The 24958-nt window shown below is 45.8% G+C and carries 25 protein-coding genes and 1 riboswitch; of the genes, 15 read left to right on the forward strand and 10 right to left on the reverse strand.

Going from position 1 to position 24958, the window contains the following annotated elements; genetic code table 11:
* The first annotated feature begins 1 nt into the window (after nt 1).
* The 6 genes from KFV11_RS01000 (at nt 2) to KFV11_RS01025 (ending at nt 6890) form a co-directional block, all read left to right on the forward strand.
* Entirely contained in the window at nt 2-1027 is a 1026-nt protein-coding gene (locus KFV11_RS01000) for a Gfo/Idh/MocA family protein (protein ID WP_254250577.1), read from the forward strand.
* Nucleotides 1028-1039: 12 nt separating this feature from the next.
* Nucleotides 1040-2074: a Gfo/Idh/MocA family protein gene (locus KFV11_RS01005; protein ID WP_149459050.1), complete on the forward strand. Its 1035-nt coding sequence runs from the start codon at nt 1040-1042 to the stop codon at nt 2072-2074.
* A gap of 11 nt (nt 2075-2085) precedes the next feature.
* Nucleotides 2086-3054, forward strand: a complete 969-nt coding sequence (locus KFV11_RS01010) for a sugar phosphate isomerase/epimerase family protein (RefSeq protein ID WP_254250096.1) — start codon at nt 2086-2088, stop codon at nt 3052-3054.
* A gap of 12 nt (nt 3055-3066) precedes the next feature.
* Nucleotides 3067-4221 (forward strand): ABC transporter ATP-binding protein, encoded by a 1155-nt coding sequence (locus tag KFV11_RS01015; RefSeq protein ID WP_149459052.1) that lies wholly within the window; start codon nt 3067-3069, stop codon nt 4219-4221.
* Between the two features lie 97 nt (nt 4222-4318).
* Nucleotides 4319-5983, forward strand: a complete 1665-nt coding sequence (locus KFV11_RS01020; protein ID WP_149459053.1) for a glycoside hydrolase family 13 protein — start codon at nt 4319-4321, stop codon at nt 5981-5983.
* A 181-nt stretch (nt 5984-6164) separates the two neighbouring features.
* The gene (locus KFV11_RS01025) at nt 6165-6890 is read left to right on the forward strand and encodes a VOC family protein (protein WP_254250097.1); all 726 of its coding nucleotides are present in this window, start codon (nt 6165-6167) and stop codon (nt 6888-6890) included.
* On the opposite strand, the gene KFV11_RS01030 is transcribed toward KFV11_RS01025, so the two are convergent.
* Nucleotides 6887-7138 carry a hypothetical protein gene (locus KFV11_RS01030; RefSeq protein ID WP_149459055.1) on the reverse strand — a complete coding sequence of 84 codons (252 nt, stop codon included), beginning with the start codon at nt 7136-7138 and terminating at the stop codon, nt 6887-6889. The genes KFV11_RS01025 and KFV11_RS01030 overlap by 4 nt on opposite strands.
* A gap of 86 nt (nt 7139-7224) precedes the next feature.
* Here KFV11_RS01030 and KFV11_RS01035 point away from each other — a divergent pair, with 86 nt between their 5' ends.
* Both KFV11_RS01035 and proC read left to right on the forward strand, forming a co-directional pair.
* Nucleotides 7225-8478 (forward strand): lipid II:glycine glycyltransferase FemX, encoded by a 1254-nt coding sequence (locus KFV11_RS01035; protein ID WP_149459056.1) that lies wholly within the window; start codon nt 7225-7227, stop codon nt 8476-8478.
* 7 nt (nt 8479-8485) lie between these two features.
* Nucleotides 8486-9265 carry a pyrroline-5-carboxylate reductase gene (proC, locus tag KFV11_RS01040; RefSeq protein WP_149459057.1) on the forward strand — a complete coding sequence of 260 codons (780 nt, stop codon included), beginning with the start codon at nt 8486-8488 and terminating at the stop codon, nt 9263-9265.
* Here proC and KFV11_RS01045 read toward each other — a convergent pair.
* Nucleotides 9262-9552, reverse strand: coding sequence for a hypothetical protein (locus tag KFV11_RS01045; protein ID WP_149459058.1), 291 nt, complete (start codon nt 9550-9552; stop codon nt 9262-9264). The genes proC and KFV11_RS01045 overlap by 4 nt on opposite strands.
* 72 nt (nt 9553-9624) lie before the next feature.
* Here KFV11_RS01045 and KFV11_RS01050 point away from each other — a divergent pair, with 72 nt between their 5' ends.
* The 3 genes from KFV11_RS01050 to KFV11_RS01060 all read left to right on the forward strand — a co-directional run bounded on the left by KFV11_RS01050 (nt 9625) and on the right by KFV11_RS01060 (nt 15061).
* Entirely contained in the window at nt 9625-10485 is an 861-nt protein-coding gene (locus KFV11_RS01050) for an NAD(P)-dependent oxidoreductase (protein ID WP_149459059.1), read from the forward strand.
* A gap of 57 nt (nt 10486-10542) precedes the next feature.
* A complete protein-coding gene (locus tag KFV11_RS01055; protein WP_149459060.1) occupies nt 10543-13689 on the forward strand; it encodes an efflux RND transporter permease subunit in 3147 nt (1048 codons plus the stop codon).
* Nucleotides 13690-13742: 53 nt separating this feature from the next.
* Nucleotides 13743-13842, forward strand: a riboswitch (SAM riboswitch).
* 61 nt (nt 13843-13903) lie between these two features.
* Complete coding sequence (locus tag KFV11_RS01060; protein WP_254250098.1) at nt 13904-15061, forward strand: aminotransferase class I/II-fold pyridoxal phosphate-dependent enzyme; 1158 nt, start codon at nt 13904-13906, stop codon at nt 15059-15061.
* A gap of 62 nt (nt 15062-15123) precedes the next feature.
* Here KFV11_RS01060 and mspA read toward each other — a convergent pair whose 3' ends face one another.
* Genes mspA through KFV11_RS01075 form a run of 3 tightly spaced genes read right to left on the reverse strand, consistent with a single transcriptional unit; the run spans nt 15124 to nt 16761 of the window.
* The gene (gene mspA, locus KFV11_RS01065; protein WP_254250099.1) at nt 15124-15447 is read right to left on the reverse strand and encodes a membrane stabilizing protein MspA; all 324 of its coding nucleotides are present in this window, start codon (nt 15445-15447) and stop codon (nt 15124-15126) included.
* Nucleotides 15444-16601 carry an MFS transporter gene (locus KFV11_RS01070; protein WP_246143133.1) on the reverse strand — a complete coding sequence of 386 codons (1158 nt, stop codon included), beginning with the start codon at nt 16599-16601 and terminating at the stop codon, nt 15444-15446. Before KFV11_RS01070 ends, mspA begins: the two co-directional genes overlap by 4 nt.
* Nucleotides 16591-16761, reverse strand: a complete 171-nt coding sequence (locus tag KFV11_RS01075; protein WP_170234567.1) for an SE1832 family protein — start codon at nt 16759-16761, stop codon at nt 16591-16593. The genes KFV11_RS01070 and KFV11_RS01075 overlap by 11 nt, the downstream gene beginning before the upstream one ends.
* A 78-nt stretch (nt 16762-16839) precedes the next feature.
* On the opposite strand from KFV11_RS01075, the gene ybaK reads away from it, so the two are divergent.
* Both ybaK and KFV11_RS01085 read left to right on the forward strand, forming a co-directional pair.
* Nucleotides 16840-17316, forward strand: a complete 477-nt coding sequence (ybaK, locus tag KFV11_RS01080) for a Cys-tRNA(Pro) deacylase (RefSeq protein WP_254250100.1) — start codon at nt 16840-16842, stop codon at nt 17314-17316.
* The gene (locus KFV11_RS01085; RefSeq protein ID WP_254250101.1) at nt 17313-18389 is read left to right on the forward strand and encodes a metallophosphoesterase; all 1077 of its coding nucleotides are present in this window, start codon (nt 17313-17315) and stop codon (nt 18387-18389) included. The genes ybaK and KFV11_RS01085 overlap by 4 nt, the downstream gene beginning before the upstream one ends.
* Before the next feature lie 9 nt (nt 18390-18398).
* Here the strand turns inward: KFV11_RS01085 and KFV11_RS01090 are convergent, their stop codons facing one another.
* Nucleotides 18399-18803: a DUF4064 domain-containing protein gene (locus KFV11_RS01090; RefSeq protein WP_254250102.1), complete on the reverse strand. Its 405-nt coding sequence runs from the start codon at nt 18801-18803 to the stop codon at nt 18399-18401.
* A 56-nt stretch (nt 18804-18859) separates the two neighbouring features.
* Here KFV11_RS01090 and KFV11_RS01095 point away from each other — a divergent pair, with 56 nt between their 5' ends.
* Entirely contained in the window at nt 18860-19765 is a 906-nt protein-coding gene (locus KFV11_RS01095; RefSeq protein ID WP_149459066.1) for an AEC family transporter, read from the forward strand.
* Between the two features lie 46 nt (nt 19766-19811).
* Here the strand turns inward: KFV11_RS01095 and KFV11_RS01100 are convergent, their stop codons facing one another.
* From KFV11_RS01100 to KFV11_RS01115, 4 genes are all read right to left on the reverse strand, one after another.
* On the reverse strand, nt 19812-20597 hold the full coding sequence (locus KFV11_RS01100; RefSeq protein ID WP_149459067.1) for a glucose 1-dehydrogenase: 786 nt from the start codon (nt 20595-20597) through the stop codon (nt 19812-19814).
* Between the two features lie 15 nt (nt 20598-20612).
* Nucleotides 20613-21458: a GRP family sugar transporter gene (locus KFV11_RS01105; protein ID WP_149459068.1), complete on the reverse strand. Its 846-nt coding sequence runs from the start codon at nt 21456-21458 to the stop codon at nt 20613-20615.
* Nucleotides 21459-21534: 76 nt separating this feature from the next.
* Nucleotides 21535-22389, reverse strand: a complete 855-nt coding sequence (locus KFV11_RS01110; RefSeq protein ID WP_254250103.1) for a GNAT family N-acetyltransferase — start codon at nt 22387-22389, stop codon at nt 21535-21537.
* Between the two features lie 7 nt (nt 22390-22396).
* Nucleotides 22397-22648, reverse strand: coding sequence for an HAD hydrolase family protein (locus KFV11_RS01115; protein WP_367305185.1), 252 nt, complete (start codon nt 22646-22648; stop codon nt 22397-22399).
* A gap of 120 nt (nt 22649-22768) precedes the next feature.
* Between KFV11_RS01115 and KFV11_RS01120 the strand changes: the two genes are divergently transcribed.
* Nucleotides 22769-24895: a DNA topoisomerase III gene (locus KFV11_RS01120; RefSeq protein ID WP_254250578.1), complete on the forward strand. Its 2127-nt coding sequence runs from the start codon at nt 22769-22771 to the stop codon at nt 24893-24895.
* Nucleotides 24896-24958 lie beyond the last annotated feature (63 nt).

Consider the following 24958-nt stretch of genomic DNA (forward strand, 5'->3'; position numbering starts at 1 on the left):
CATCATGACTATCAAAGTAGGAATTATCGGCTGCGGCAGCATCGCTGTCCATCGTCACATCCCTGAATATCAGGAAAATGATACTGCTGAAATCGTCGCATTCTGCGACATCAACAAGCAGCGCAGCGATGAACTGGCACAAACATACGGCGGCACAAGCTACAGTGATTACAACGAACTGCTGGCAGATGACACCGTTGAAGCGGTGAGCATTTGTACACCGAACTATCTGCACGCTGAGATGACGATTGCTGCATTGAATGCCGGCAAACATGTGTTATGCGAAAAACCGATGGCAACGTCACTTGATGACGCTGACAAGATGATCGCTGCAGCAGAAAAAAGCGGCGCTAAACTGATGATCAGTCACAATCAGCGGCTGAATGAAGCGCATCAAGCGGCAAAACAGGATGTTGCTGCCGGAAAGCTCGGTAAAATCTATTCATTTAAGACGACATTCGGTCATCCGGGTCCGGAAGGCTGGAGCGTTGACGGGCCGGACAGCTGGTTCTTCGACAAAAAGCGCGCATTTATCGGGGCGATGGGTGACCTCGGTGTGCATAAAGCGGACTTAATGCGCTATATTCTCGGTGAGGAATTCAAGGAAGTCGGCGCGATGATTGAAACGTCAGCGAAAGCGAAGGCAACTGTCGATGATAATGCGGTCTTAATCCTGAAATCCACAGGTGGCATTATCGGTACACTGAGTGCTTCATGGGCTTACAATGGTGAAGAAGATAACAGCACAGTGCTGTACGGCGAAAAAGGTGTGCTCAAATTGAATGCAGACCCTGACTACAGCTACATCTTTATCGGCGCAGATGGTGAAGTCGACAAGCAGCAGCTCGGTGAGATGCAGACGAACGATGAAGACGGTCAAGTGAACTCACATACGATCGATGCTTTCATTCAGTCAATCATAGAAGATACAGTACCTATTTGTGACGGTGAAGAAGGCAGGGCGTCACTGAACATTATTTTAAAAGCTATCGAAGCAGCAGAAACAAATACTATTACTAGATTTTAAGGAGCAGACATCATGACTAAAGTCAGAATCGGCATTGTGGGCGTGGGTGGTATCGCGACAGAGCGTCACATCCCGGCCTTCAGAGAATTTGATAATGTGGCTATCACTTGTGTTCATGACATTAATGTAGAACGTGCGATGGTTGTCGCCAATCAGTTCGGCATCCCGCATGTCGCAAAAAAATTCGAGGAAATGCTCGACCATGTAGATGCGGTCGTTATTACGACACCTAATAAATTCCACGCACCCTTTGCGATCGAAGCTTTAAATCATGATAAATCGGTCTTGTGCGAGAAACCGATGGCACTGACGACAGAAGAATGTGATGCGATGATCGCCGCTGAGCAGAAGAGTAAAGGCAAGCTTCATATTGCCTACCACTATCGTTTTATGAAAGAAGCAATCGCTGCCAAAAAAATCATCGATAAAGGCATCATCGGTGAGCCGCTTGTTATCCGCATTAAAGCGATGCGGCGGCGTAAAGTCCCTGGCTGGGGCGTCTTTACGAACAAAGAGCTGCAGGGCGGCGGTGCATTGATTGACTATGGCTGTCATCTGCTCGACCTTGCGATGTGGCTCGTCGGCAGCAGAAAGCCGGTCGAAGTGTCCGCGCAGACTTATAATCAGCTGAGCCGCATGCCGAATCCGGTCAATGAATGGGGGGCATTTAACCCTGAAACATTTGAAGTCGATGATCATGTGACAGCATTCATCAGATTTGAGAACAATATCACGATGCTGTTTGAAACAAGCTGGGCTGCCAATGTCGAAAGTGATGAAGAGCACATCAGTATATCTGGCACTAAAGGTGGTCTCAATGTCTTTGAAATGAAAGTCAATCAGGCGGATGATACATTGATGACAACACTGAATATCGACTATATTCAAGTGGAGCATCCATTTGAATATTTACAGACCGAAAACTTTATTTCATCGATTCTCTACCATACGCCGCTGCGCGTGAAATCGACGGAAGCCCGGGAAGTGTCTCGGATTATTGAAGCGGTGTATTTAAGTGCATCAAACAAAAAGGCCATTTTAATCTAGGAGGATGTACGATGAAATTAGGAGTGTTTAATCCTTTGTTCAATGATAAATCATTTGAGGAGATGCTTGATTACGTGCAGCAGTCAGGCGTTGAAGCAGTTGAAGTCGGAACAGGGTGTTACCCGGGCAGCAGTCATATTGATGTTGACGAGCTGCTTAAAAGCGAACGTGCGAGAGAGACGTACCAGCAGGCATTCGCTGAAAGAGGTCTGTTCATCTCATCATTCAGCTGTCATGGTAACCCGATCTCACCGGAAGCAGCATTCAGAGAAGAATCGGATACGGTGTTACGTAAGACGATTCAGCTTGCCGGCTTGATGGACGTCCCTGTCGTGAACTGTTTCAGCGGCACAGCGGGTGATTCAGAAGAAGCGGTGCTGCCTAACTGGCCGGTCGTTCCGTGGCCGACTGAATACAAGGATAGTTATGACTGGCAGTGGGAAGAGAAGCTGATTCCATACTGGCAGGACATCGCAGAACTTGCGAAGACGCATGACGTAAAAATCGGCCTTGAACTGCACGGAGGATTTCTCGTCCATTCTCCTTACACATTGCTGAAACTAAGAGCAGCGACGAACGAATATATCGGCGCTAATCTGGACCCGAGCCATTTATGGTGGCAGGGCATTGACCCGGTCGCGGCCATCAAAATACTCGGTGAACAGCACGCCATCCATCACTTTCATGCGAAAGATACATATATTGACCAGGATAATGTCAATATGTACGGTTTACTGGATATGCAGCCTTATAGTAATGTCAAGACAAGAAGCTGGACATTCAGAAGCGTCGGCTGCGGTCATGACTTAAAAGACTGGACAGCGATGATGAGTGCCTTAAGGACTTATGACTATGATTATGTCGTCAGCATTGAGCATGAAGATCCGCTGATGTCGATAGAAGAAGGATTCCAGACAGCTGTGCGCAATTTAAAGCAAGTTATCATTAAAAAGACACCGACCGATATGTGGTGGGTATAAGGAGGAATTACAATGGCAGAGCTGCGATTAGATCACATTAAAAAGACTTACGAAGGTGGCAACACAGTAGTCAAAGACTTCAACCTTCACATTCACGACAAAGAATTCATCGTATTTGTCGGCCCGTCAGGCTGCGGTAAATCAACAACGCTCAGAATGATTGCGGGTCTTGAAGATATTACAGCAGGTGACTTCACGATAGACGGCGTGCGCATGAACGATGTTGCCCCTAAAAACCGCGATATCGCTATGGTTTTCCAGAACTATGCACTGTATCCTCATATGACGGTATATGACAATATGGCATTCGGTCTGAAATTACGCAAAACACCGAAAGCAGACATTAAACGCCGCGTAGAAGAAGCAGCACAAATTTTAGGACTGACTGAATATTTGCAGCGTAAACCAAAAGCATTATCCGGTGGTCAGCGTCAGCGTGTGGCGTTAGGACGTGCGATTGTCCGGGAAGCGAAAGTCTTCTTGATGGATGAACCATTGTCAAACCTGGATGCCAAGCTTCGCGTGCAAATGCGTGCTGAAATTTCGAAATTACATAACCGTCTGCAGACAACGACTATTTATGTAACCCATGACCAGACAGAAGCACTGACGATGGCGACACGTATCGTTGTGCTGAAAGACGGCGATATTATGCAGGTAGGGACACCGAAAGAAGTCTATGATTTCCCGGATAATATTTTTGTCGCCGAGTTTATCGGTTCGCCGCCGATGAATATTTTCACCGGAAAGTTAACGGAAAAATCAATCCGTATCGGTAATTATGAGTTTGATATACCGGAAGCGATCATGCGCTCACTGAAGAATAAAGGCTACGCCGGCAAGGAAGTTAAGTTCGGCATCCGTCCGGAAGACATTCATGATGAGCCGGTCTTTATCCAGTCGTATGAAAATGCATCGTTCGAAACGAAAGTGACGGTCAGCGAGCTGCTCGGTTCAGAAGTCATGGTCTATTCCATGTTCGAAGGCCAGGAGTTTATTTCCAAGCTGGATGCACGTAATGACTTTAAAGCAGGCGATATTGTCCGCCTGGCGATGGATATGAATAAAGCGCATTTCTTCGATACAGAAACAGGAGAACGTATCCGTAACGCAGCAGAAGAAAGACGCCGTCAGGAAGGTGCACTTAACGAGACTGCAGCGCTATAATCACGGTGTAAGTGCATATTATTGTATTGAACTAAAAAAGCTGTTAACATGCGTCATGTTAACAGCTTTATTTATCTCTAACTGGAGGAACTGGAAAATGAAACGCATTTGGTGGAAAGAAGCGGTGTGTTATCAAGTATATCCGCGCAGCTTTCAAGATTCGAACGGTGACGGTATCGGTGATATCAACGGTCTGACAGAAAAACTTGATTACTTGAAGGAACTTGGGATTGACGTTATCTGGCTGAGTCCGGTCTATGATTCGCCGAACGATGATAACGGCTATGATATTCGTGACTATCAGAAGATTATGAGAGATTTTGGTTCAATGGAGGACTTTGACCGTCTGCTGCTTGAAGTACACGAGCGCGGTATGAAATTGATTATGGATCTTGTGGTGAATCATACAAGTGATGAGCATCCATGGTTTATCGAATCAAGGCATTCAAAGGAAGATCCTAAGCGGGACTGGTATATATGGAAAGACGGCAAGAACGGCCGTGAGCCGAATAACTGGGCCAGTATTTTTGAAGGGTCAGCATGGGAATACGATGCGACGACAAATCAGTACTATATGCATGTATTCAGTCGTAAACAGCCTGACTTGAACTGGGAAAACAGAGAGATGCGCCATGCGGTCTATAATATGATCAACTGGTGGCTGGAAAAAGGAATCGACGGTTTCAGAATTGATGCTATCAGTCATATTAAAAAGACGTTCTCTAAAGGGGATCTGCCGAATCCGGATGCACTGAACTATGTCGAATCATTTGAAGGTCATATGAACCAGCCCGGCATCCATGAGTTTCTGAAAGAAATGAAAGAAGCGACGTTTGATAACTATGATATTATGACCGTCGGTGAAGCGAATGGCGTGACGACAGAAGACGCTGATCTATGGGTCGGTGAAAAAAACGGCAAGTTTGATATGGTCTTTCAATTTGAGCATTTGAACTTATGGAATCATGATGTGGGTACCGGCTTTGATATTCTCGGCTATAAGCAGGTGCTGGCAGAATGGCAGAAAGGTCTGGAGAATGTAGGGTGGAATGCACTCTTCATTGAAAACCATGATCGTCCCCGTGTTCCTTCTACATGGGGAGATGACAAAGTATACTGGTACGAAAGTGCGACCAGTCATGCGGCCGTGTATTTCCTGCAGCAGGGAACACCGTTTATTTATCAAGGTCAGGAAATCGGAATGACAAATTATCCGTTCAAGGATATTTCTGAGTTCAACGATGTTCATGCGAAGAATATTTATAACAATGAACTCGTCAATGGTATGCCGAAAGCTAAGATTATCGAGATGCTGCAGCGTATCAGCCGTGATAACGCGCGCACACCGATGCAGTGGGATGACACAGAACATGCAGGGTTTACAACCGGCAGACCGTGGTTGAAAGTCAACCCGAATTACGTTGATATCAACGTCGAAAAACAATTGCATGATGACCAGTCGATTTACAGCTTCTATAAGAAAATGATTAAGTTCAAAAAAGAGAATTTAATCATGACGTATGGCATATTCGACCTTGTCTATGCGAATCACCCGGATGTGTTCGCTTATACGCGGACGTTAGGTGATGAGCAGGTGCTTGTCATCGGCAATCTTGCTGATATTGAAGTGAAACTCGATAGCAGTGAAGGATTTTATTTTGACCCTGAGAAGATCGTGCTGAATAATTACAAGCTTCAGGAATCAGCATCAGATGAAATTATTTTGAAACCTTACGAGGCACGTGTATATCATTTAGCATAAGCTGAAGCAGCATTTTGAGCTCTTTTATATAATATTTACAAAACCCTCACTGCGATATAAAGATGAGGATTGGTAATTATAATGGACGCCCTGGATTTCCGGGGTGTTTTTTTGATGGGAATTTGTCTGTTTCTTTTGTTTTAAGGGAAAATTACTTACAATGGAAGATGAGGTGAAGGATATGCTATTAAAATGGGACCACATCATTCATTATATAAAGAATCTTGAGGATTTTGAGTTTCCGGATGAACTGCTCTTGCTGCAGCCGGGCGGCAGACATGAAGCATTAGGGACATATAATCAACTCAGCTACTTTGACTTAAGCTATGTTGAATTCATCGATGTCTTTGACGAGTCATTAGTGAAGCAGGCGGCTGTTGATAGCAAGGAGCGGTTAAGTTTTGCGGCAACTCTTGAGCGTACGCATTATAAGGAAGGGTTTAAGCGACTCTGTTTTCGTACCGATGATATTAATGCGCTAAAAGATCACTTTGTGTCATGCGGACGTGAAGTGATCGGGCCGAACAAGATGACGCGGACTAAGCCGGATGGGCAGGTCATCAGCTGGCAGCTGCTCTATATCGATGATAACAGCGTCCGTGAGCTGCCGTTTTTCATTCAGTGGGATGAATCAGATGAAGACAGAGAACAAGCGCTCATGTCTTTGTTCCAGCCGTTGACTGTCAAAGAGATAGCGCTTGTTTCAAAAGACAAGGAACGAACGATTACGGAATGGCAGGATTTATTCGGGGCGACTTATGACGGACATGCGTTAACGCTGCCCGGCAGCCCGGCATTCACCATTACAGCAGGTGACTTTGACGGCATACGCTCTATCACGATAGCGTCAGCGGACGCAGACGTAAATGAAGTAACTGTTCACGGGGCGACTTATTTATTCACTTAATAGACGTAGTGATATACACGCATAACTAATAGCGACGCATGGTATAATGCAATGAGAAGGGCAATCAAAATAAATATCATGTTCATTTTCGAAGGCTTCACAATGAGAAAGAGAATCGAAATGATAAGCGTCAGACCGACTGCCACTACGCTGATATCGAGATGATAAATAGCCTGGCGCGTCTGAAAGAGAAAAATGAGCACTATGTTAACAACCATAAGTACTGCCAGCAAAATATTTTTGAACATCATATACCTCTCTTACATGTATTTTGTCATCATTATAACAAAAATAGCCAGACGATTATAGTTGAACGATTGAAAGGAAGATTCACATGACAGTAAAGAGACTTCATATTTCCAATGACATACACGATCAGTTCGTGAAACAGCATCCAAATGGAGATCTGCTGCAGCTTTCTAAATGGGCGGAATCCAAGCGGCTGACAGGCTGGTACGCAAAACGCATCGCAGTCGGCCGTGATAACGAAGTGGCAGGCGTCGGCCAGCTGCTCTTCAAACGTGTGCCGAGACTGCCGTTTACGCTCTGCTACATATCCCGCGGCTTTGTCTGTGATTATAATGACAAAGAAGTGGTAGCAGCATTGACAAAGTTTGCGGTTGAAGTGGCACGTGCTGAACGCGCTTATGCGATTAAGATTGATCCGGACATCGAAGTGGAGAATGCGGGGAATCTTGTCGATTATATGGAATCACTCGGCTACCGCCATAAAGGGTTCGAAGACGGGCTCAGCAAAAGCTACATTCAGCCGCGGATGACGATGATTACAGACATCGACCAGGATGACGAGGCACTCATTCAAAGTTTCGAGAAGAACAACCGCTCACGAGTGAAACTGAGCCAGAAAAAAGGAACAGAAGCGTATATCGCCGGCCGCGACGACTTAAAGACGTTCGCCGCTCTGATGAAAGAGACCGGTGAGCGGGATGGTTTTCTGACGCGTGACGTCTCGTACTTCGAAAATATTTATGATGCGCTGAATCCAGACGGCGATGCAGAGCTGTTTCTCGTCAAACTCATACCGGCCGCTGTCATCCCTAAACTGCAGGAAGAGTATGATGCGCTTGAAAGTAAAAAGCAGAAGCTTGAACAGAAGAAGGATCAGAAGAAAGCACAGAATCAGCTGAAAGATATCGCGCTGCAGCAGACGAAGCTGCAAAAACAGCTCGCTGAACTTGAACAGCTGAATGAAACAAATCCTGAAGGAAAAGTATTGTCGGGTGCGCTGCTGACATTCTCAGGGCATAAATCTTATTATTTATATGGCGCTTCAAGCAATGAATATCGGGATTATCTGCCGAATCACAACATGCAGATCAGTATGATGCGCTATGCCCGTGAACGCGGAGCTAAAAGCTATGATTTCGGTGGGACAGACAACAATCCACCGCAAGGTTCAGAGCATTTCGGGCTCTGGCAGTTCAAGAAGATGTGGGGCACGCGTCTGAGTGAGAAAATCGGGGAATTTGACTATGTACTTAATCAGCCGGTCTATCGATTAATAGAACAAGTGAAGCCGCGGGTGACGAAGATGAAGCTGAAATTCACTAAAGGACGTAAAAAGTAGGGATCATATGAGGATAGCGATAATTGGCGGCGGCAAAATGGTAACACAGATGGTAAAGGGCTGGAAAAATAGCGGGCTGGAACTCAGCGCATTTGGTCTATGGCTCAGAAATAAAGAGAAGCAGCAGCATTTTGTCGAAAAACACGGTGTAACAAGTATTGAAACACTTGAAGAACTTAAAGATTACGATGGTATCATGCTTGGCATTGTACCTGAAGCTTTTGTTGAAATCGCAGGACAGCTGCACCATTATTTAGTAGAGGATCATCTCATTATGTCCATTGCGGGCGGTGTGTCGATACAGGATATCGATGATATGTTTGACCATCATCAGAAAATTGTCCGGATGATGCCTAACACACCTGTTGCAGTGAACGCCGGCGTAATTGCCATGAGTCATAATGACTATGTCAGCAGAGAAGAAATCCAAGAATTAACTGAAATCATGCAGCGGCTGGGTACAGTGAAGTGGATTGATGAATCGCTGATGCATATTATGCCTGCTATCGCGGCCTCATCACCGACATTTGTCTACATGATGATTGAAGCGATGGCCGACAATGCTGTCGCTGCTGGTCTGGGCCGGGAAACGGCTTATCAGCTGGCGAGCCAGATGGTCATTGGAGCAGGGAAGATGGTGCTGGAAAGCGGTAAGCATCCTGCAGTCCTGAAAGATCAAGTGACGTCTCCAGGCGGTTCGACCATTCAAGGAGTGAAAAAACTAGAAGAAAAAGGCTTCAGAGATGCTATCTCAAAAGCCATGGATGAAATAACGAAATATAATTAATGTCTGAATTCCAGATAGAAATAAGGGTTCACAAAACTGATATAAAGAATGAAAAATAAATTAAGCATACTGACGAGTATGAGCGTACTGGCCAGTACTTTGTAAGCCGTATTCTTTTCTTTGACGGGAAGTTTTGCAAAAAAATAAACAGTACCATTGATAACAGTGATGATACAGAATAAAAACCAGAAATACGTAGTAAAGAAGATAATTCCACTATTAATGAAGTAACTTGTGGTTAAGACGATATGCATAATGATAAAAAGCAGCATGAGTACCTTTTGCATATAACACCCTCCTATTGCTATTCATTTTAATGGAAAATCATGAGTTTTAAAATATAAATCTGGAGGTAGCACATGAATATTGGATTTATTGGTACAGGAGTCATGGGCCGCAGTATGGCGGGTCATTTGAAAGGACATTCGCTGTTTGTCTACAACCGCACGAAAGAAAAAGCTGAATCACTGCTGACAGAAGGAGCGGTGTGGTGTGACAGTCCACAAGAAGTGGCTGCAGCATGTGACATTATTTTTACGATGCTTGGTTATCCACATGATGTCGAAGCCATGTACTTAGGAGAAACAGGATTAATTCACCATGGCAGAGCAGGGCAGATCTTGATTGACTGCACGACGTCAAGTCCAGAACTTGCCGGTAAGATTGCTCGAGAAGCAGAAGACGCTGGTATCGCAGTTATAGATGCACCTGTCAGCGGCGGCGACGTCGGTGCTAAAAAAGGCACATTATCTGTGATGGTCGGGGGCGATGAGCAGGCGTTCCTTAAAGTGAAGAATATCATTGATATGTTCAGCAGCAGCGTGCAGTACTTCGGTCCGGCCGGCAGCGGTCAGCACACGAAGATGGCCAATCAGATTGCGATTGCGTCCGGCATGATCGGCGTGGCAGAAAGTCTCTATTATGCTGAGCAGGCAGGACTTGATATTGAGCGGGTTCTTGAAACAATTTCTAAAGGTGCAGCGGGCAGCTGGTCGCTGTCAAACCTCGCACCTCGGATGCTGAACGGTGATTATCAGCCGGGATTTTATACGCATCACTTCCTGAAAGATATGAAGATAGCGCTCGACGAGGCAGCAAAGCTGAATATCCAGCTGCCTGGCCTTGAACTTGCCTATCAGCTTTATGATGAGTTGACCCAAGAACAGAAACAGACGACAGGAACGCATATTATTTTCGAGAAATATAGAGGTAATAATTAGCAATATATAGTCATTTGGTCTATATTGTTAGTTGAGAATGAAAAATGGAGGAAGACAGTGATACAGAAAATTATAAATTTCTCGTTACATAATAAATTGGCGCTTTGGCTGATGACATTGATTCTTGCAGCGGCCGGAATTTATTCGGCAATGACGATGAAAATGGAAATGCTGCCTAGTATATCTTCACCGGTCATCACAGTAACGACGCCTTATCCAGGAGCGACGCCGGAAGCGGTGCTTGATAACGTGACGGACCCAATCGAGAAGAAAGTGGCGAGTATGTCAGGTGTCGACAAAGTATCCAGCCAGTCGCTGCAGAATGCTTCAGCCATTACCCTCCAGTATGATTTCGGTACTGATATGGATAAAGCGGAGAAAGATCTGCAGGAAGCTATAGGAAAAATAGATATGCCGGAAGAGGCGCAGAAGCCGACCATCGACCGTATCTCTATGTATACTTTCCCGATTATCAGTTATTCTTTCTCTTCAGACAGTAACAATATCAAGGAACTGACAAAAGTCATTAAAGATGACCTTGTCCCTCAAATTGAAGGAGTGGATGGTGTCAGCAGTGTCACTTTCTCAGGACAGGAAGTTCAGCAGATTGAGCTGCAGTTTGATGAAGCTGAACTTAAGAAAAAAGGATTGACTGAAGACACGGTGCTGCAGTTCATTAAAGGCGCAACAACTGATGCACCGCTCGGCCTTTACACATTCGGTAATGACTTGAAGTCTATCGTCGTTAACGGCCAGTTTACATCAGTCGATGCTTTGAAGTCACTGAAAATACCAATGACAGGTGCCTCTCAAGGTGCAGGACAAACAGCAGGCGCTCAAGCGCAGGCAAATCCGGCAGCTGGTGCGCAAAGCGCTAATCCTGCCGCAGCACAGATGAAGCTGCCGACAGTGGAATTAGGTGATATTGCAAAGATTAAAAATGTGGCAAGCCGCGATTCAATTTCTAAAACAAACGGTAAAGATTCATTGAGTATTCAAGTTGTTAAATCAGACAATGCTAATACTGTGAAACTTGCTAATGATGTGAAAGACATCGTTAATAAGTTCGGTAAAGAGAATAAAGATATTAATGCTCTGCTGATGATGGACCAGGCTAAACCGATTGAAGATTCTGTGAGAACAATGGTGGAAAAAGCACTGATTGGTGCCTTGTTCGCAGTTATCATGATCTTGATCTTCCTGCGTAATATACGTTCGACGTTTATCGCCGTTGTCTCTATTCCAATGTCTATTCTTATTGCACTGCTTATTTTAAAGCAGCTGAATGTCACATTGAATATTATGACGCTCGGCGCAATGACGGTTGCGATCGGCCGAGTCATTGATGACTCGATTGTTGTTATAGAAAATATTTTCCGCCGGATGTCACTGAAGAACGAACGCTTGAGCGGCTCAGCTCTTATCGCCGATGCGACGCGTGAGATGTTCATTCCGATCATGTCGTCCACACTTGTGACGATTGCCGTGTTCCTGCCGCTTGGACTTGTATCAGGTTCAATCGGGGAGTTATTCAGACCGTTCGCATTGACTGTTGTGTTCGCCTTACTCGCATCACTCTTAATTGCGATCACAATCGTACCGATGCTCGGCCATATTTTCTTCAGAAATGGCATTAAAGGCCATCATGATGAAAAGCCCGGTGCTATCGCCGGCTTCTACCGCCGCATTCTCGACTGGTCATTAAGACATAAATGGATTGTCGGCTTACTCAGCATATTATTACTGGTCGGTAGTTTAATGTTAATGCCTTTTGTCGGCACATCATTCATTTCAACAGGTGAAGATAAGCTGCTCGCGCTTACTTATAAGCCGCAGCCGGGAGAGACAGAAGATGAAGTTGTCAAGCATGCTGAGACAGTACAGCATTACTTATCGAACAAGAAATATGTTGAAAACGTCCAGTTCTCCGTCGGTGGTAAAAATCCATTCAGCCCGATTGCGTCAAACGACATGGCAATGATGGTTGAATATAACAAAAACACGCCGAACTGGGATGATGAAGCAGAAAAAGTACTGGATAAGCTCGCAACTTACAACTATCCAGGTTCTTGGAAAAATCAGGACTTCGCTACAGGCGGCGCTTCTAATAGTGTGTCTGTGTCGGTTGTCGGACCTTCCACCGATGCCATTCGTTCGACAGTCGACAAAGTAGAAAAAGCAATGAAAGACGAAAAAGCATTATCCAATGTGGATTCTTCGTTATCAGCAAGCTATGATGAATATACGCTGAAAGTTGACCACGACAAATTATCTGAACTCGGCCTGACAGCCGGTCAAGTAGCAATGACACTTAATCAGCGTTCACCTGATACAGTCGTCACTAAAGTAGGACAAGGCGGAAAATCAACTGAAGTTGTTCTGACGAAAGCGGAGCAGAACAACTGGACGAAACAAAAGCTTGAAGATACTAAAATCACTTCGCCGCTTGGCCGCGACGTGAAACTGAGCGACATTGTCAAGATTGAAGAAGGTAAATCATCAGATACAATCACTCGTGAAGATGGTGACGTCTCAGCTACTGTCGACAGCAAAATTAAAGCAGACGATGTCGGTAAAACGACAGCGGACGTGCAACAGGCAATCGACAAAATCGATACACCGAGCAACGTCTCTATCCATGTCGGCGGTACAAATCAAGATATCGGCGAAAGTTTCTCTCAGTTAGGTATTGCGATGCTTGCCGCTATCGGTATTGTTTATTTGATTCTTGTACTGACGTTTAAAGGTGGTCTGGCACCACTTGCTATTTTGTTCTCACTACCGTTTACGGTTATTGGTGTCATCATCGGTCTGCTTCTTGCCAAAGAAACATTGTCCGTTCCATCGATGATCGGGGTGCTCATGCTGATTGGTATAGTTGTCACCAACGCCATCGTATTGATTGACCGCGTCATTCATATGGAGAACAGTGGATTATCAACACGTGACGCACTGCTTGAAGCGGCGTCGACTCGTGTCAGACCGATCTTGATGACTGCGCTGGCAACAATCGGGGCGTTATCACCGCTGTTATTCGGCGGCGACGGCTCAGTGTTAATTTCAAAAGCGCTCGGCGTCACTGTTATCGGTGGTCTTGTATCATCTACACTGCTGACATTGATTGTCGTGCCGGTGGTCTATGAAATGCTTATGGCCATAAAAAACCGCAAAAAAAGAAAACAGACAATCACTGAAACACGCTAATTCATATTGACGCGTGTGTCATATCATATTATAGTGAAAGTCACCAATTGAATATCTTATCCAGAGAGATGGAGGGACTTGGCCCGAAGAAATCTCAGCAGCAGGCTTCGGCACTGTGCTAAATCCAGCAAGCAGATGCTTGATAGATAAGTGACCTATGTCATCGCTATTAAGCGGTGACATTTTTTTATATCATTATATAAGGGGAATCAGCATGACCTACACAAAAATTTTAAATGATATTCCAGACAGTTATTTCGGTAAGACCATGGGACGTAAACTTGAAATCGGCAGCAAGCCGCTGATTAATATGGCAGTCGGCATTCCGGATAAGCCGGCACCAGATGAAGTGATCAAAGCGATGAGCGCAGCAGTGCAGAACCCGGAGAACAATAAATACGGGGTGTTCAGGGGGAAAGATACATTCAAGGAAGCCATCCAGAAGTTCTATCATGATGTCTATCATGTGACACTCGATAAAGACGAGGAAATATGCATTTTATATGGGACGAAGAACGGGCTTGTGCATTTGCCGTTATGCGTCATAGAGCCGGGTGACGGTGTGCTGCTGCCGGACCCGGGCTATACGGATTATTTGGCGGGGGTCATACTGGCTCACGGTGAGCATTATACACTGCCGCTCTATGAAGAAAAAAGCTATTTACCCGACTTTAATGATGTGCCGGCTGATCAGCTTAGCAGGACGAAGCTCATCTACTTGAACTATCCGAGCAATCCGACAGGCGCTGTAGCGACGCGTGAGTTTTTTGATGAGACGGTCAATCGTTTTAAACAGACAGAGACGAAGATTGTCCACGACTTCGCTTACGCGGCATTCGGTTTTGATGCGAAAAACCCGAGTATCCTGCAGTCTCCCGGGGCTAAAGACATCGCCGTAGAAATTTATTCATTGTCTAAAGGCTTCAATATGTCAGGCTTCCGCGTCGGGTTTGCGGTCGGCAACAAAGAGATGATTGCTGCACTGAATAAATTCCAGGATCATACACAAGTCGGCATGTGGGGGGCGCTGCAGGATGCAAGTACTGCTGCCCTGAAGCTCGGCGAGTCGTTTACAGAAGTGCAGAACAATTTGTTCCGCAGGCGCCGTGACCGTGTGACCGCTCTTCTTGATCAACATCACATTCCATACAGTCCGCTTGCGGGAGGTATTTTCCTCTGGCTGAAGACACCTCGGGGTTATGATGGTGAGTCATTCGTCGACTACTTGCTGAAGGAACAGTCCATGCTTGTCACACCGGGCATACCTTTTGGAGAGCGCGGCCGAAATTTCGTCCGTGTCTCGCTGGCGGTTGATGACAGCATTCTTGAGACGTTCCTTGAAAGGTTGATCGAAGAGAAATCATTGTACTGATACATAATAAAAACACCCCAAACGTTAGATTTTAGGTCCAACTTTGGGGTGCAGTTTTTAGCTTAAACGCTGTAGTTGAAAAATGATACACCGATGATCAGTACAGTCAGCATTAGTGTAAAGATATGGAGTATAAGCACGCCTTTTTGGTCATTAATGCGATGTTTAAAAGCAGTGATCTCTATGTTGATGACAAGTGCCAGCACTAACAGAAAGACCCACCATGATGTCGCTGTAATACCGACCAGCAGGCTGAAAGAAAATAACAGCAGGCCGATGCTGAGTATGATTCTTAAGATTCGGGTGAGTCGAATGCTGTACTGATAAATGCTCAAATAGGAGACGAGCAAATAAATGAGCAGGTAAAGCGTAAGTAAGAATATCATGCCAACTGTCCTTTCGAGAAATAAATATAAATGAGAATAAGGGATAACATACTTGTGACAGCGCCGATATAAAAAGGCAGACTTAAATCAAATGTCAGTAGTCCGGTGAAGGCGAGCGGACCGATAATTCTGCCTAAGCTGTCCAGTGAGTAGCTGATTCCTGTCAATTTGCCCATATGCTGCGCCGTTGTTGTCTTTGTAATAGTTGACGTCAGCAGTGTGCGCACCATAGCATTTCCTGCCATCAGCAGCACGAGGCACAGGCCGGCATAAGCCAGATTCATCGTGAACGGCAGCATGATGAAAGCAACAGCAGTGATGATCTGCCCGGCAATCATCACCTGACGTTCTGCACCGTGTTTAACTTTTCTTAAATAGCCGCCCTGCAGAATGGCGCTGACGAAACCACCGACCATAAAGAGCAGCCCCATCTCAGTCGGGGTGATATTAATACGGTTAATCTCAAGCAGCTGGAATGAACTCTCCATCCCGCTCATCGTCATCATGACAATGAATGTACATAATAACAATAACCCGACCGGCTGCCTGAAAATCTGCCAGTTGATGCGCTTGTCTTCTGGACCGGAACGCTCATGATGCGTCTCCGGAAGTTTGATCAGCACTAAAATAAAGATCAGCATCAATATGACAGCCGTGATGAAGTAGGGCAGCTGGTAGGAAATGCCGGCCAGCAGTCCGCCGACAGCAGGACCAAAGATAAAGCCGAGGCCGATCATCATGCCGAGCAGCCCCATATAGCGGTTACGTTCCTCGGCCGTCGTTAAGTCAGCGACAATACTTGTTGTCGTTGAGAAGCAGGCGCCGGAAAAAAGTCCGCCGATAATTCGTGACACGTACAGCATCGGCAGATTGCCGATGAACAGACCGAATGTGAGAAAGCTCACTGTAAAGCCGATCAGGCCGATCAGCAGCACTTTCTTACGGCCGTTATTATCAGAGAACTGACCCCAGAACGGTGCTGCGATAAATGAGGCGATGGAATAGCTTGCAAGCAGCAGGCCCATATGAAAGGCACTTAAGTTCATATGAGCAATCAGCGCGGGAATAACGGGAATGACGACACTGAAGCCGAAATAAATAAAAAACTGGATGCCCATCAGCAGGCCGAAAACCTGCTTAATATTACTGTTCATTCAACTGTTCTCGTACACTGCGGATTTCTTCTTCCAGTTCATGCAGACGCTCTTCCAGCTTGTCAGCGTGATTGCCTGTTGATTGGACCTTCTCTATGTCGCCCTGTAATCTAACATATTCCTGTTTTAGTTCTGTCAGTTGATAATTTAAATCAGCCATTTTGTACACTCCTTTATTTTTAAAATGTAAGTCCATTATAAGCTATAATGGAAGTAACTTGAAAGCGGGGAACTGATAATGACGAAGAAAATCAAAACAAATGCACTGCGTCAGCTGGATCAGCAGCACATGGATTATACTATTTTTACTTACGACGTAGAAGACGGTCAGATCGATGGCATAAGCGTAGCGTCGAAAATCAATCAGCCGGCTGCAGCGGTTTATAAAACACTTGTCACTCATATGGGTCAGGAGTTATTTGTCTTTGTCATACCTGTCGCAGCTGAACTTGACATGAAGAAAGCGGCGAGAGCAGCAGGCGTGAAGAAGCTGGAACTGCTGCCGGTCAAAGAGCTGCTCAGTAAAACAGGCTATGTAAGAGGCGGCTGTTCACCGGTGGGCATGAAGAAGCGGCTGCCGACCATTGTTGATGCGTCAGCTGCTGAGCAGAAGACAATTATCGTCAGCGCCGGACAGCTCGGTGTCCAGGTGAGGCTCAGCCTCAGTGCGCTGCTCACAGTTACTAACGGCCGGACAGCGGATGTGCTGCGATGAAGCTGAAAGATAAATACATGCAGCTTGCCATTAGAGGGCGTCGGACGATTGTCATCTCAGATATCCACGGTGAGAAAGCGCTGTTTCAGCAGCTGCTTGACCAGGTCGGCTTTTCAGCTGACGATATTTTGATTATCGGCGGCGATATTATAGATAAAGGACAGGATTCCATCGGCACGATGCACTATGTGTTTGAACTGCTCAAGCAGCCGAATGTGCATATGATTGAAGGCAACTGCGACCGGATTCTAGAGGAGCTGTATGAAGACTGGCTGTATGATTATATGGCTTACCGGCGTACATTTGTCCATGACTATCTGGAGAAAGTCGGCAGAACACCTGCGGATTATCCATCACAGCAGCAGCTTGCTGATGACATACTCGCTCACTACGGACACTACCGCGAACAGCTGGCTGCACTGCCGACTGCGATTGAAACGGAGGACTTTCTGTTTGTTCATGCGGGGGTTGACGATGACTATCTTGAGACAGACCGCGAGCGGGCGCTCAGCATGCCGAACTTTTATAAGCGTCATCATCAGCTGGATAAATATATCGTTGTCGGTCATTATCCTGCCTGTAACTATGTGGAAGGCGGATTGTTCAGCCATGCAGTGAAAATTAACGACACCCGTAAAGTTATCGCCATTGACGGCGGCAATCAGGTGAAGCCGTCCGGTCAGCTCAATGCACTGATCATTGAAGCGGATGGTTCGCTTAAGTCTGAATTTGTTGATGCGCACCCGGAAGCTTTAGTTATTCAGTCCTTTGAAGTGAGTTATCAGACGCCGCACACATTCACCTATCCGGAATTTGATATAATGGTTGAGGAGATAGACCCTTACTTCACGCTGGCTGTCCACAGCCAGTCGGGTACTGAGTTCATGGTCAAGACTGAATATATTCAGGGAGATCGTGGTCACTACCGGTTGAAAGATGATTATACGGATTTATTTCTGGATGTAGAAGTCGGGAAACGGGTCAAAGTAGTCGATGACACATGTCTTGGTTATATACTGATCAAAAAGGGCAGTCTTGTCGGCTGGGTGCCTGAAGAAGTACTTGCTCATTAAGAAAACACACTACTCGTAGTGTGTTTTATATTTTTCGTGCTGGATGTAATGACGGTGACGGATGACAAGCATAGTCCCGGCAGTGATCAGCAGCACGGGGAAGATTAACGTGAATAACAGCATGAGACCGGCGACGATGAACATGACAGCACTCACTACCGGATAGCGCTTCAAGTATAGAATGCCGAGCAGATTGAGTGCCCATGGGAACAGCATCATCACGATGAGCGGCAGCAGCACGCCTTTCAGTGAAGCGGTACTCGCAGTGACAGAGCCGCCTTGATGAGCAAGAAAGTTCTGGATGACAGTACTTGCTGCACTGAAGTAAAGGACGATGATTGAGAGGACGAGAACAGTCATGATTACGAGTGCTGCGACTGCGAGACGTTTCGGAATTTTAATGAAGTCGTTCATAAAGCACCTCTAGGTTTTATGTTTATTTTATCACAGTAATAAAAGGAGAGGTTTAAATGACACAAAGTTTCATCATGATTATTGCGATGATTCTGCTGGGCTATTTGATGAAGCGGCTCGGTTATTTCACAGAACAGGACGGCGGGGTTATTGCACGTATCATCTTTAATATGACGCTGCCGTCACTTGTCATCGTGACATTGAGCAAAGTAGAAATCGTGCCGTCGTTAATGCTGCTGCCGGTCGTGATGATCAGCTATGCGGTAATCGCAAAGTTTCTGGCTATTGTGCTGTTTCTTAAATACAACAATCATGTCAGAGGGTCAGTCGGCATGATGGCCTCTGCCTTGAACATCGGGTTATTTGCCTATCCGCTCGTTGAACGGATGTTCGGCGCACACGGTCTGCTTTATTTCGGCATGTTCGACATCGGCGGTTCCATTGTCATGTTCGGTATCACTTATTTCGTCGGCAATTACTTCAGTGAAGGCAGCGAAACGTTCGACGCCAAATATTTGCTGCTCAGCCTAGTGAAAAGTGTGCCGCTCATGACTTACATGATGATGCTGACGCTCAGTCTGACACATATCCATCTGCCGGCTGCCATGCTCGACTTCTTCAGTGTTCTGTCGAAAGCGAATATGCCGCTGTCCATGCTGCTTCTTGGTATTTACTTGAACTTCAAAGTCGATAAATATTATTTGCCGCTCGCTGTTAAATACCTTGCTTTTCATTACGGCTTCGGGGCACTCGTCGGTCTCGCGTGTTATTTCCTGCTGCCGTTCGATACAATGTTCAGAACTACTTTACTGATCGGTTTCTTACTGCCGGTCGGCGTATCTATCATTCCGTACGCTATTCAGTTCAAATATCGCACGCTGCCGTTTATCGGTATGGTCACTAACTTGTCTATCATCATCTCAATCATCATATTGTTCATCTTCCAGATGGTCATGCTGTAATTTCGACACAAAAAAAATCTGTCTCGTACTTGAGACAGATTTTTTGTTAGCCTTTCCCACCCATGAATGATGGATATTTTGTCATACCGCCGTCGACATAGAGCGTTGCGCCGGTAATATAGCTGGCATTTTCACTTGCGAGGAATGTCGCAACAGTTGCAATCTGCTGCGGTTTGCCGATAATGCCCATCGGAATCATTTTTTCTGTTTCAGCGCGTGTTTCAGGGTCGCTGAATTTTTCGGTGGTGTGCTCTGTCATAATTGCACCAGGTGAGATGTTATTGATACGGATGCCTTGAGGTGCAAATTCCATACACATTGTTTCCATCATCAGTTTCAAACCGCCTTTACTTGCTGCATAATTGACGTAGTTCGGCCAGGCGATGACGTCATGCACACTTGAAATATTGATGATAACGCCTTTTTTGCCCGTTTCAACGAAATGTCTGCATGCTTCACGGCTACCGATAAATGCACCTGTCAGATTTGTCTCCATCACTTTATTGAATTCGTCAGCTGACATTTCAAGTGACGGGGTAGGATGTTCGATGCCGGCGTTATTAATCATAATATCAATGCCGCCGAACGTAGCATAAGCCTGCTGACAGATTTTAAGGACATCTTCTTCTTTACCGACGTCGCCTTGCACGATAACTGCGTCGCCGCCGTTCTCCTTGATCGTTGCCGCGACTTCTTCTGCCCGCCCGGGACTTGAATGGTAATTGACGACGACTTTACATCCTTCTTTACCGAACTCTTCCGCCATCGCTTTCCCGATACCATTTGAAGCACCTGTGATGACAACGACTTTTTCTTTTAAATCTTGATACATGGATACCACTCCTTGTTATTTTTTAGCGTAACCTAATAGAAAAGCTGCAGCAATAATCAGAATAATTCCGACAGCGATACCGATATACTGTTTCTTTGACTTCTTTTCCTTGAGCAGAAAAATACCGCCCAATGTTGAGACGACGACAAGCATCTGCGAGAAGGAGAAGCTGGTCGCTACGCCTACTTTCGGCTGTGAATAAAACATGGCCATGTTACCGAATGCCCAGACAACACCGGGGATGATGTTTTTAACGACCGCTTTTTTCTCAGGATGATGCTTCATACTGAGCAGGAGGCCGCCGATGACCATACCGATTGCCTGCGGGAAAAGCGCATCCCATCCTTTAACCCCGAAAAACTGGCCGATAACGACATATGTAATATAACCGATAGAGGAGATGATAAGAATATGGAGTGCTGACTTCACACTGCCCTGTTCTTTCTCCTGACCTTTGAGGGATGTCAGAATGACACCAGCGACAAGAAGAGCAAGCGCTGTAATACCTAAAATGACAGCAGATGATGACTTCCATTCATCAAAAAAGATAACTGAGATCAAGGTCGTCCCGACAAGCTGCATCCCGGTAGAGAGCGGCATCGTTTTAGAGACCCCGATCTTTTCCACACTTTTTAGCTGGTTACCCTGACCGAGTGCCCAGAACCCGCCGGAAATCATACCGACAATTAATATCTTCCAGTTGAGGTCGGGGTGGACGATGAAGTAAGCAGCAGTGCCAATAATGAATGCACCGAGCACTGTCCCCATAATCTGTTCATAAGGCGAACCGCCCACCTTGACGTTGATCAGGACAACGCTGCCCCAGAGCAGAGCAGGCAGCAAAGCGATTAATATATCCATAGCCTCAATCCTTTATCTATTGATGTTATTCTATTCCCGTCAGCTTGTTACTGAAACATGCCCGTTAGCTGTCTTATTAATTGACGCTGTACTTATAATGATGAAGCTCATCGACTTTCTTGAAGCCGAGCTTCTCATAAAATTCAATCGTCCGCTTCCTCTTATCCTCTACGCTCAGCTGTATTTCTGTTGCTTCATGTTCCTTGAAAGCATGTTCTGCCGCATACGTAACAAGCTGATGTCCAATCCCTTGGTGGCGATAGTTTTTATGAGTGACCACATAGTCGACGTAACATGTTGTCTGATTATTGGCTGCCAGTACGATGTAACCTTTAACGATGCCTTCGCTTAACAGAATGAATAGTTCATAGGACTTATCAAGCAGTTCCAGCAGTTCTTCTGTCCGTTCTTTCGGATTAATGTATAAGTTTTTCATAAGAGTCTTGAAACTCTTTTTATAGATCGGGCTGTAAGGGATGACAAGGCGTGTATCAATCGCATTGTCATTAAGCCGTGTAGCGGCCATCGTATAGCGCGTACCCAAATACTGTGTTCTCAGCGACTTCATCACAAGTCGGCCGAAGCTGTGCTGTGCACTAATGTAAAACTCATAGTCTTTAATGTCAGGATGTTTATTGATCAGTTGTTCACAGAGCGCTGTAATACGGCGCGAAGTCGCGGCATCTGTTCGTGCGGTGATCGGGCCGAAGACATGGGCGGTCCCATCTGTAATGGTTTCGATACCTACAACTGCAATGATGTCATTTCCTTCGTATAAGACGGCAATATGATCAGGCCCGTGCTGCTCGAGCTGTGTCATAATACGTTCCTGACTGCGTCCTAAATAATTGACATGATATTCCGGCTGCTGATTCATTTCGTAAAGAAACTGGCTGATTTTCTCATACTGCTCTGTCTCATTTCTGTCCATGTGCTGTTCACTCCTTAACTATATGGGTCAATGTCGTTAATATACCTTTATTGTGTGGATGTTCAGCAATAGATGGGTATAACTGCTTCGCTTCTGCTGGCGCATTACTTACTAAATACCCGTATTCAACCGCATTGAGCATGTTAATATCATTGCCGCTGTCACCGAATGCGATAGTCTGATTGACTGGAATGCTGAACTTCTTGATCAAATAAGTGACGGACGAGCCAGCTGATATTCTCCGGGAAATACATAGGATTCATAAGCGTGCCTCCTCCATTTGAAATTAGCATAACGGAAACATAGGGTTAACTCAAATGAAATCTTAATAGGAGCATGCTATAATGATGCAATGACCAAAGAGGATAGGAATGATAATATGAAATCTGTTGTATTAGCAGAGAAACCATCTGTCGCCCGGGATATCGCCCGCGTGCTTGGATGTCATCAAAACAAGAACGGCTATATGGAAAACAACCGCTATATTGTGACTTGGGCGCTCGGTCACCTTGTGACGAATGCAGACCCTGAACAATATGATGCTCAGTATAAAGAATGGAAGTTAGATGTGCTGCCGATACTGCCGGAGCATATGAAGACAGTTGTCATCGGTAAGACGCGTAAGCAGTTCAATACCGTGAAGGCACAGATTGAACGCAGTGATGCAGGAGAAGTCATTATTGCGACAGACGCTGGACGTGAAGGAGAGCTCGTTGCCCGGCTCATCCTTGAGAAGTGTAAAGGTAATAAGCCGGTGAAACGTCTGTGGATCAGCTCAGTCACTGACAAGGCGATTAAAGACGGCTTCAATAGACTGAAAGACGGCAGCGCATATCAGGGCTTATATGACGCTGCGCTGGCAAGAAGTGAAGCGGACTGGATTGTCGGTATTAATGCGACGCGTGCGCTGACTACGAAATACGATGCCCAGCTGTCAACCGGGCGTGTGCAGACGCCGACTTTACAGATGGTGAGACTGCGACAGGATGAAATCAATGCCTTCAAGCCGCGGCAATTTTACGGCATGGAGACCGTCATTAAAGGCACGAAGTTCACATGGCAGTCCGGCGGTCAAATATTTGATGAAGCAAAGGTGGACCGTCTGCTGGCGAAGCTGTCAGATGAATCAGCTTCAGTCACTGCTGTCGATACAGTGGAGAAGAAGAAATATCCGGAACTGCTGTATGACTTGACGTCACTGCAGCAGGAAGCTTACAAACGCTATCAATATTCGGCGAAAGAAACGTTGAGCACGATGCAGAATTTATACGAAGGCCATAAACTCGTGACTTACCCGAGAACAGATGCCAACTATTTAACAGAAGACATGGTACCGACATTAAAAGACAGAGTGGCAGCGCTCGGCGGCACGGCGTACCGGCAGACAGTCGTGGAGCTGCTCAAAACGCCGATCAAAGGCAGCAAGCATTTTATTAACGACGCGAAAGTGTCCGACCATCATGCCATTGTGCCGACAGAAGTAAGAGCGAACGTCAATGAGCTGTCGCTGCGTGAGCGTCATATTTATGAGCTGATTGCTGAACGGTTCTTAAGTGTACTGATGAAGCCGTACCGTTATTCTGTTCAGACAGTGACTGTACAAGCAGGCGGCGAAACATTTACCGCAAAACACGAACAGGCGATTGAACTCGGCTTTAAAGCGTTATATGAGACATTGAGCGAAAAAGCAGCCCTGTCATTCCAGCAGGGCGAAGTGATCAATTCCTTGAAGTTAACGAAGACGACCGGCGAAACAGCGCCGCCACCGTATTTCAATGAAGGAACACTGCTGAAAGCGATGGAAAATCCGTCCGCTATTTTTAAGCTGGATAAAGAACAGAAGGCAACTTTAAAAGAAACGGGCGGCATTGGTACAGTGGCGACCCGCGCCGATATTATAGAGAAGCTCTACAACTTGAATGCGATTGAGAACCGTGACGGCAAGCTGCGTGTCACAAATAAAGGAAAGCAGCTCCTGGACCTTGCACCGGACGCATTGAAGTCACCGGACTTAACCGCCGACTGGGAGCATAAGCTGACACAAATTGAGAAAGGCAAGTACAATAAGCGTCAGTTCATCAATGAGATGCGTGAGTTCACGAAGACATTGATCACAGACATTAAAACAAGCGAAGATAAGTTCAAGCATGACAACTTAACATCAACTGAATGTCCGACTTGCGGCAAGTTCATGCTTGAAATCAAGACGCGTAACGGCAAGATGCTTGTCTGTCAGGATCCGACGTGTAAGACGAAGAAGAATGTCCAGCGTCAGACGAATGCCCGCTGCCCGAACTGCAAGAAGAAGCTCACACTGCACGGCACAGGGAAAAAGGCAATGTACAGCTGCAGCTGCGGTTTCAGAGAGACGCAGGAAGCAATGGATAAACGCTTCAAGTCAAACAAGACAGGCAAAGTATCAAAAAACGAGATGAAGAAATACATGAAGCAGGATGAACCGGTGAACAATCCGTTTGCTGATGCCTTAAAAGAACTGAAACTGTAACTCAGCTGGCTGCTATTTACGAACAAAAACACCTATTAATTTAGAAATGTTCGATTTTTACAT

Origin of the sequence: Macrococcus equipercicus (genome assembly GCF_024205945.1) — a bacterium.
Lineage (GTDB): Bacteria > Bacillota > Bacilli > Staphylococcales > Staphylococcaceae > Macrococcus > Macrococcus equipercicus.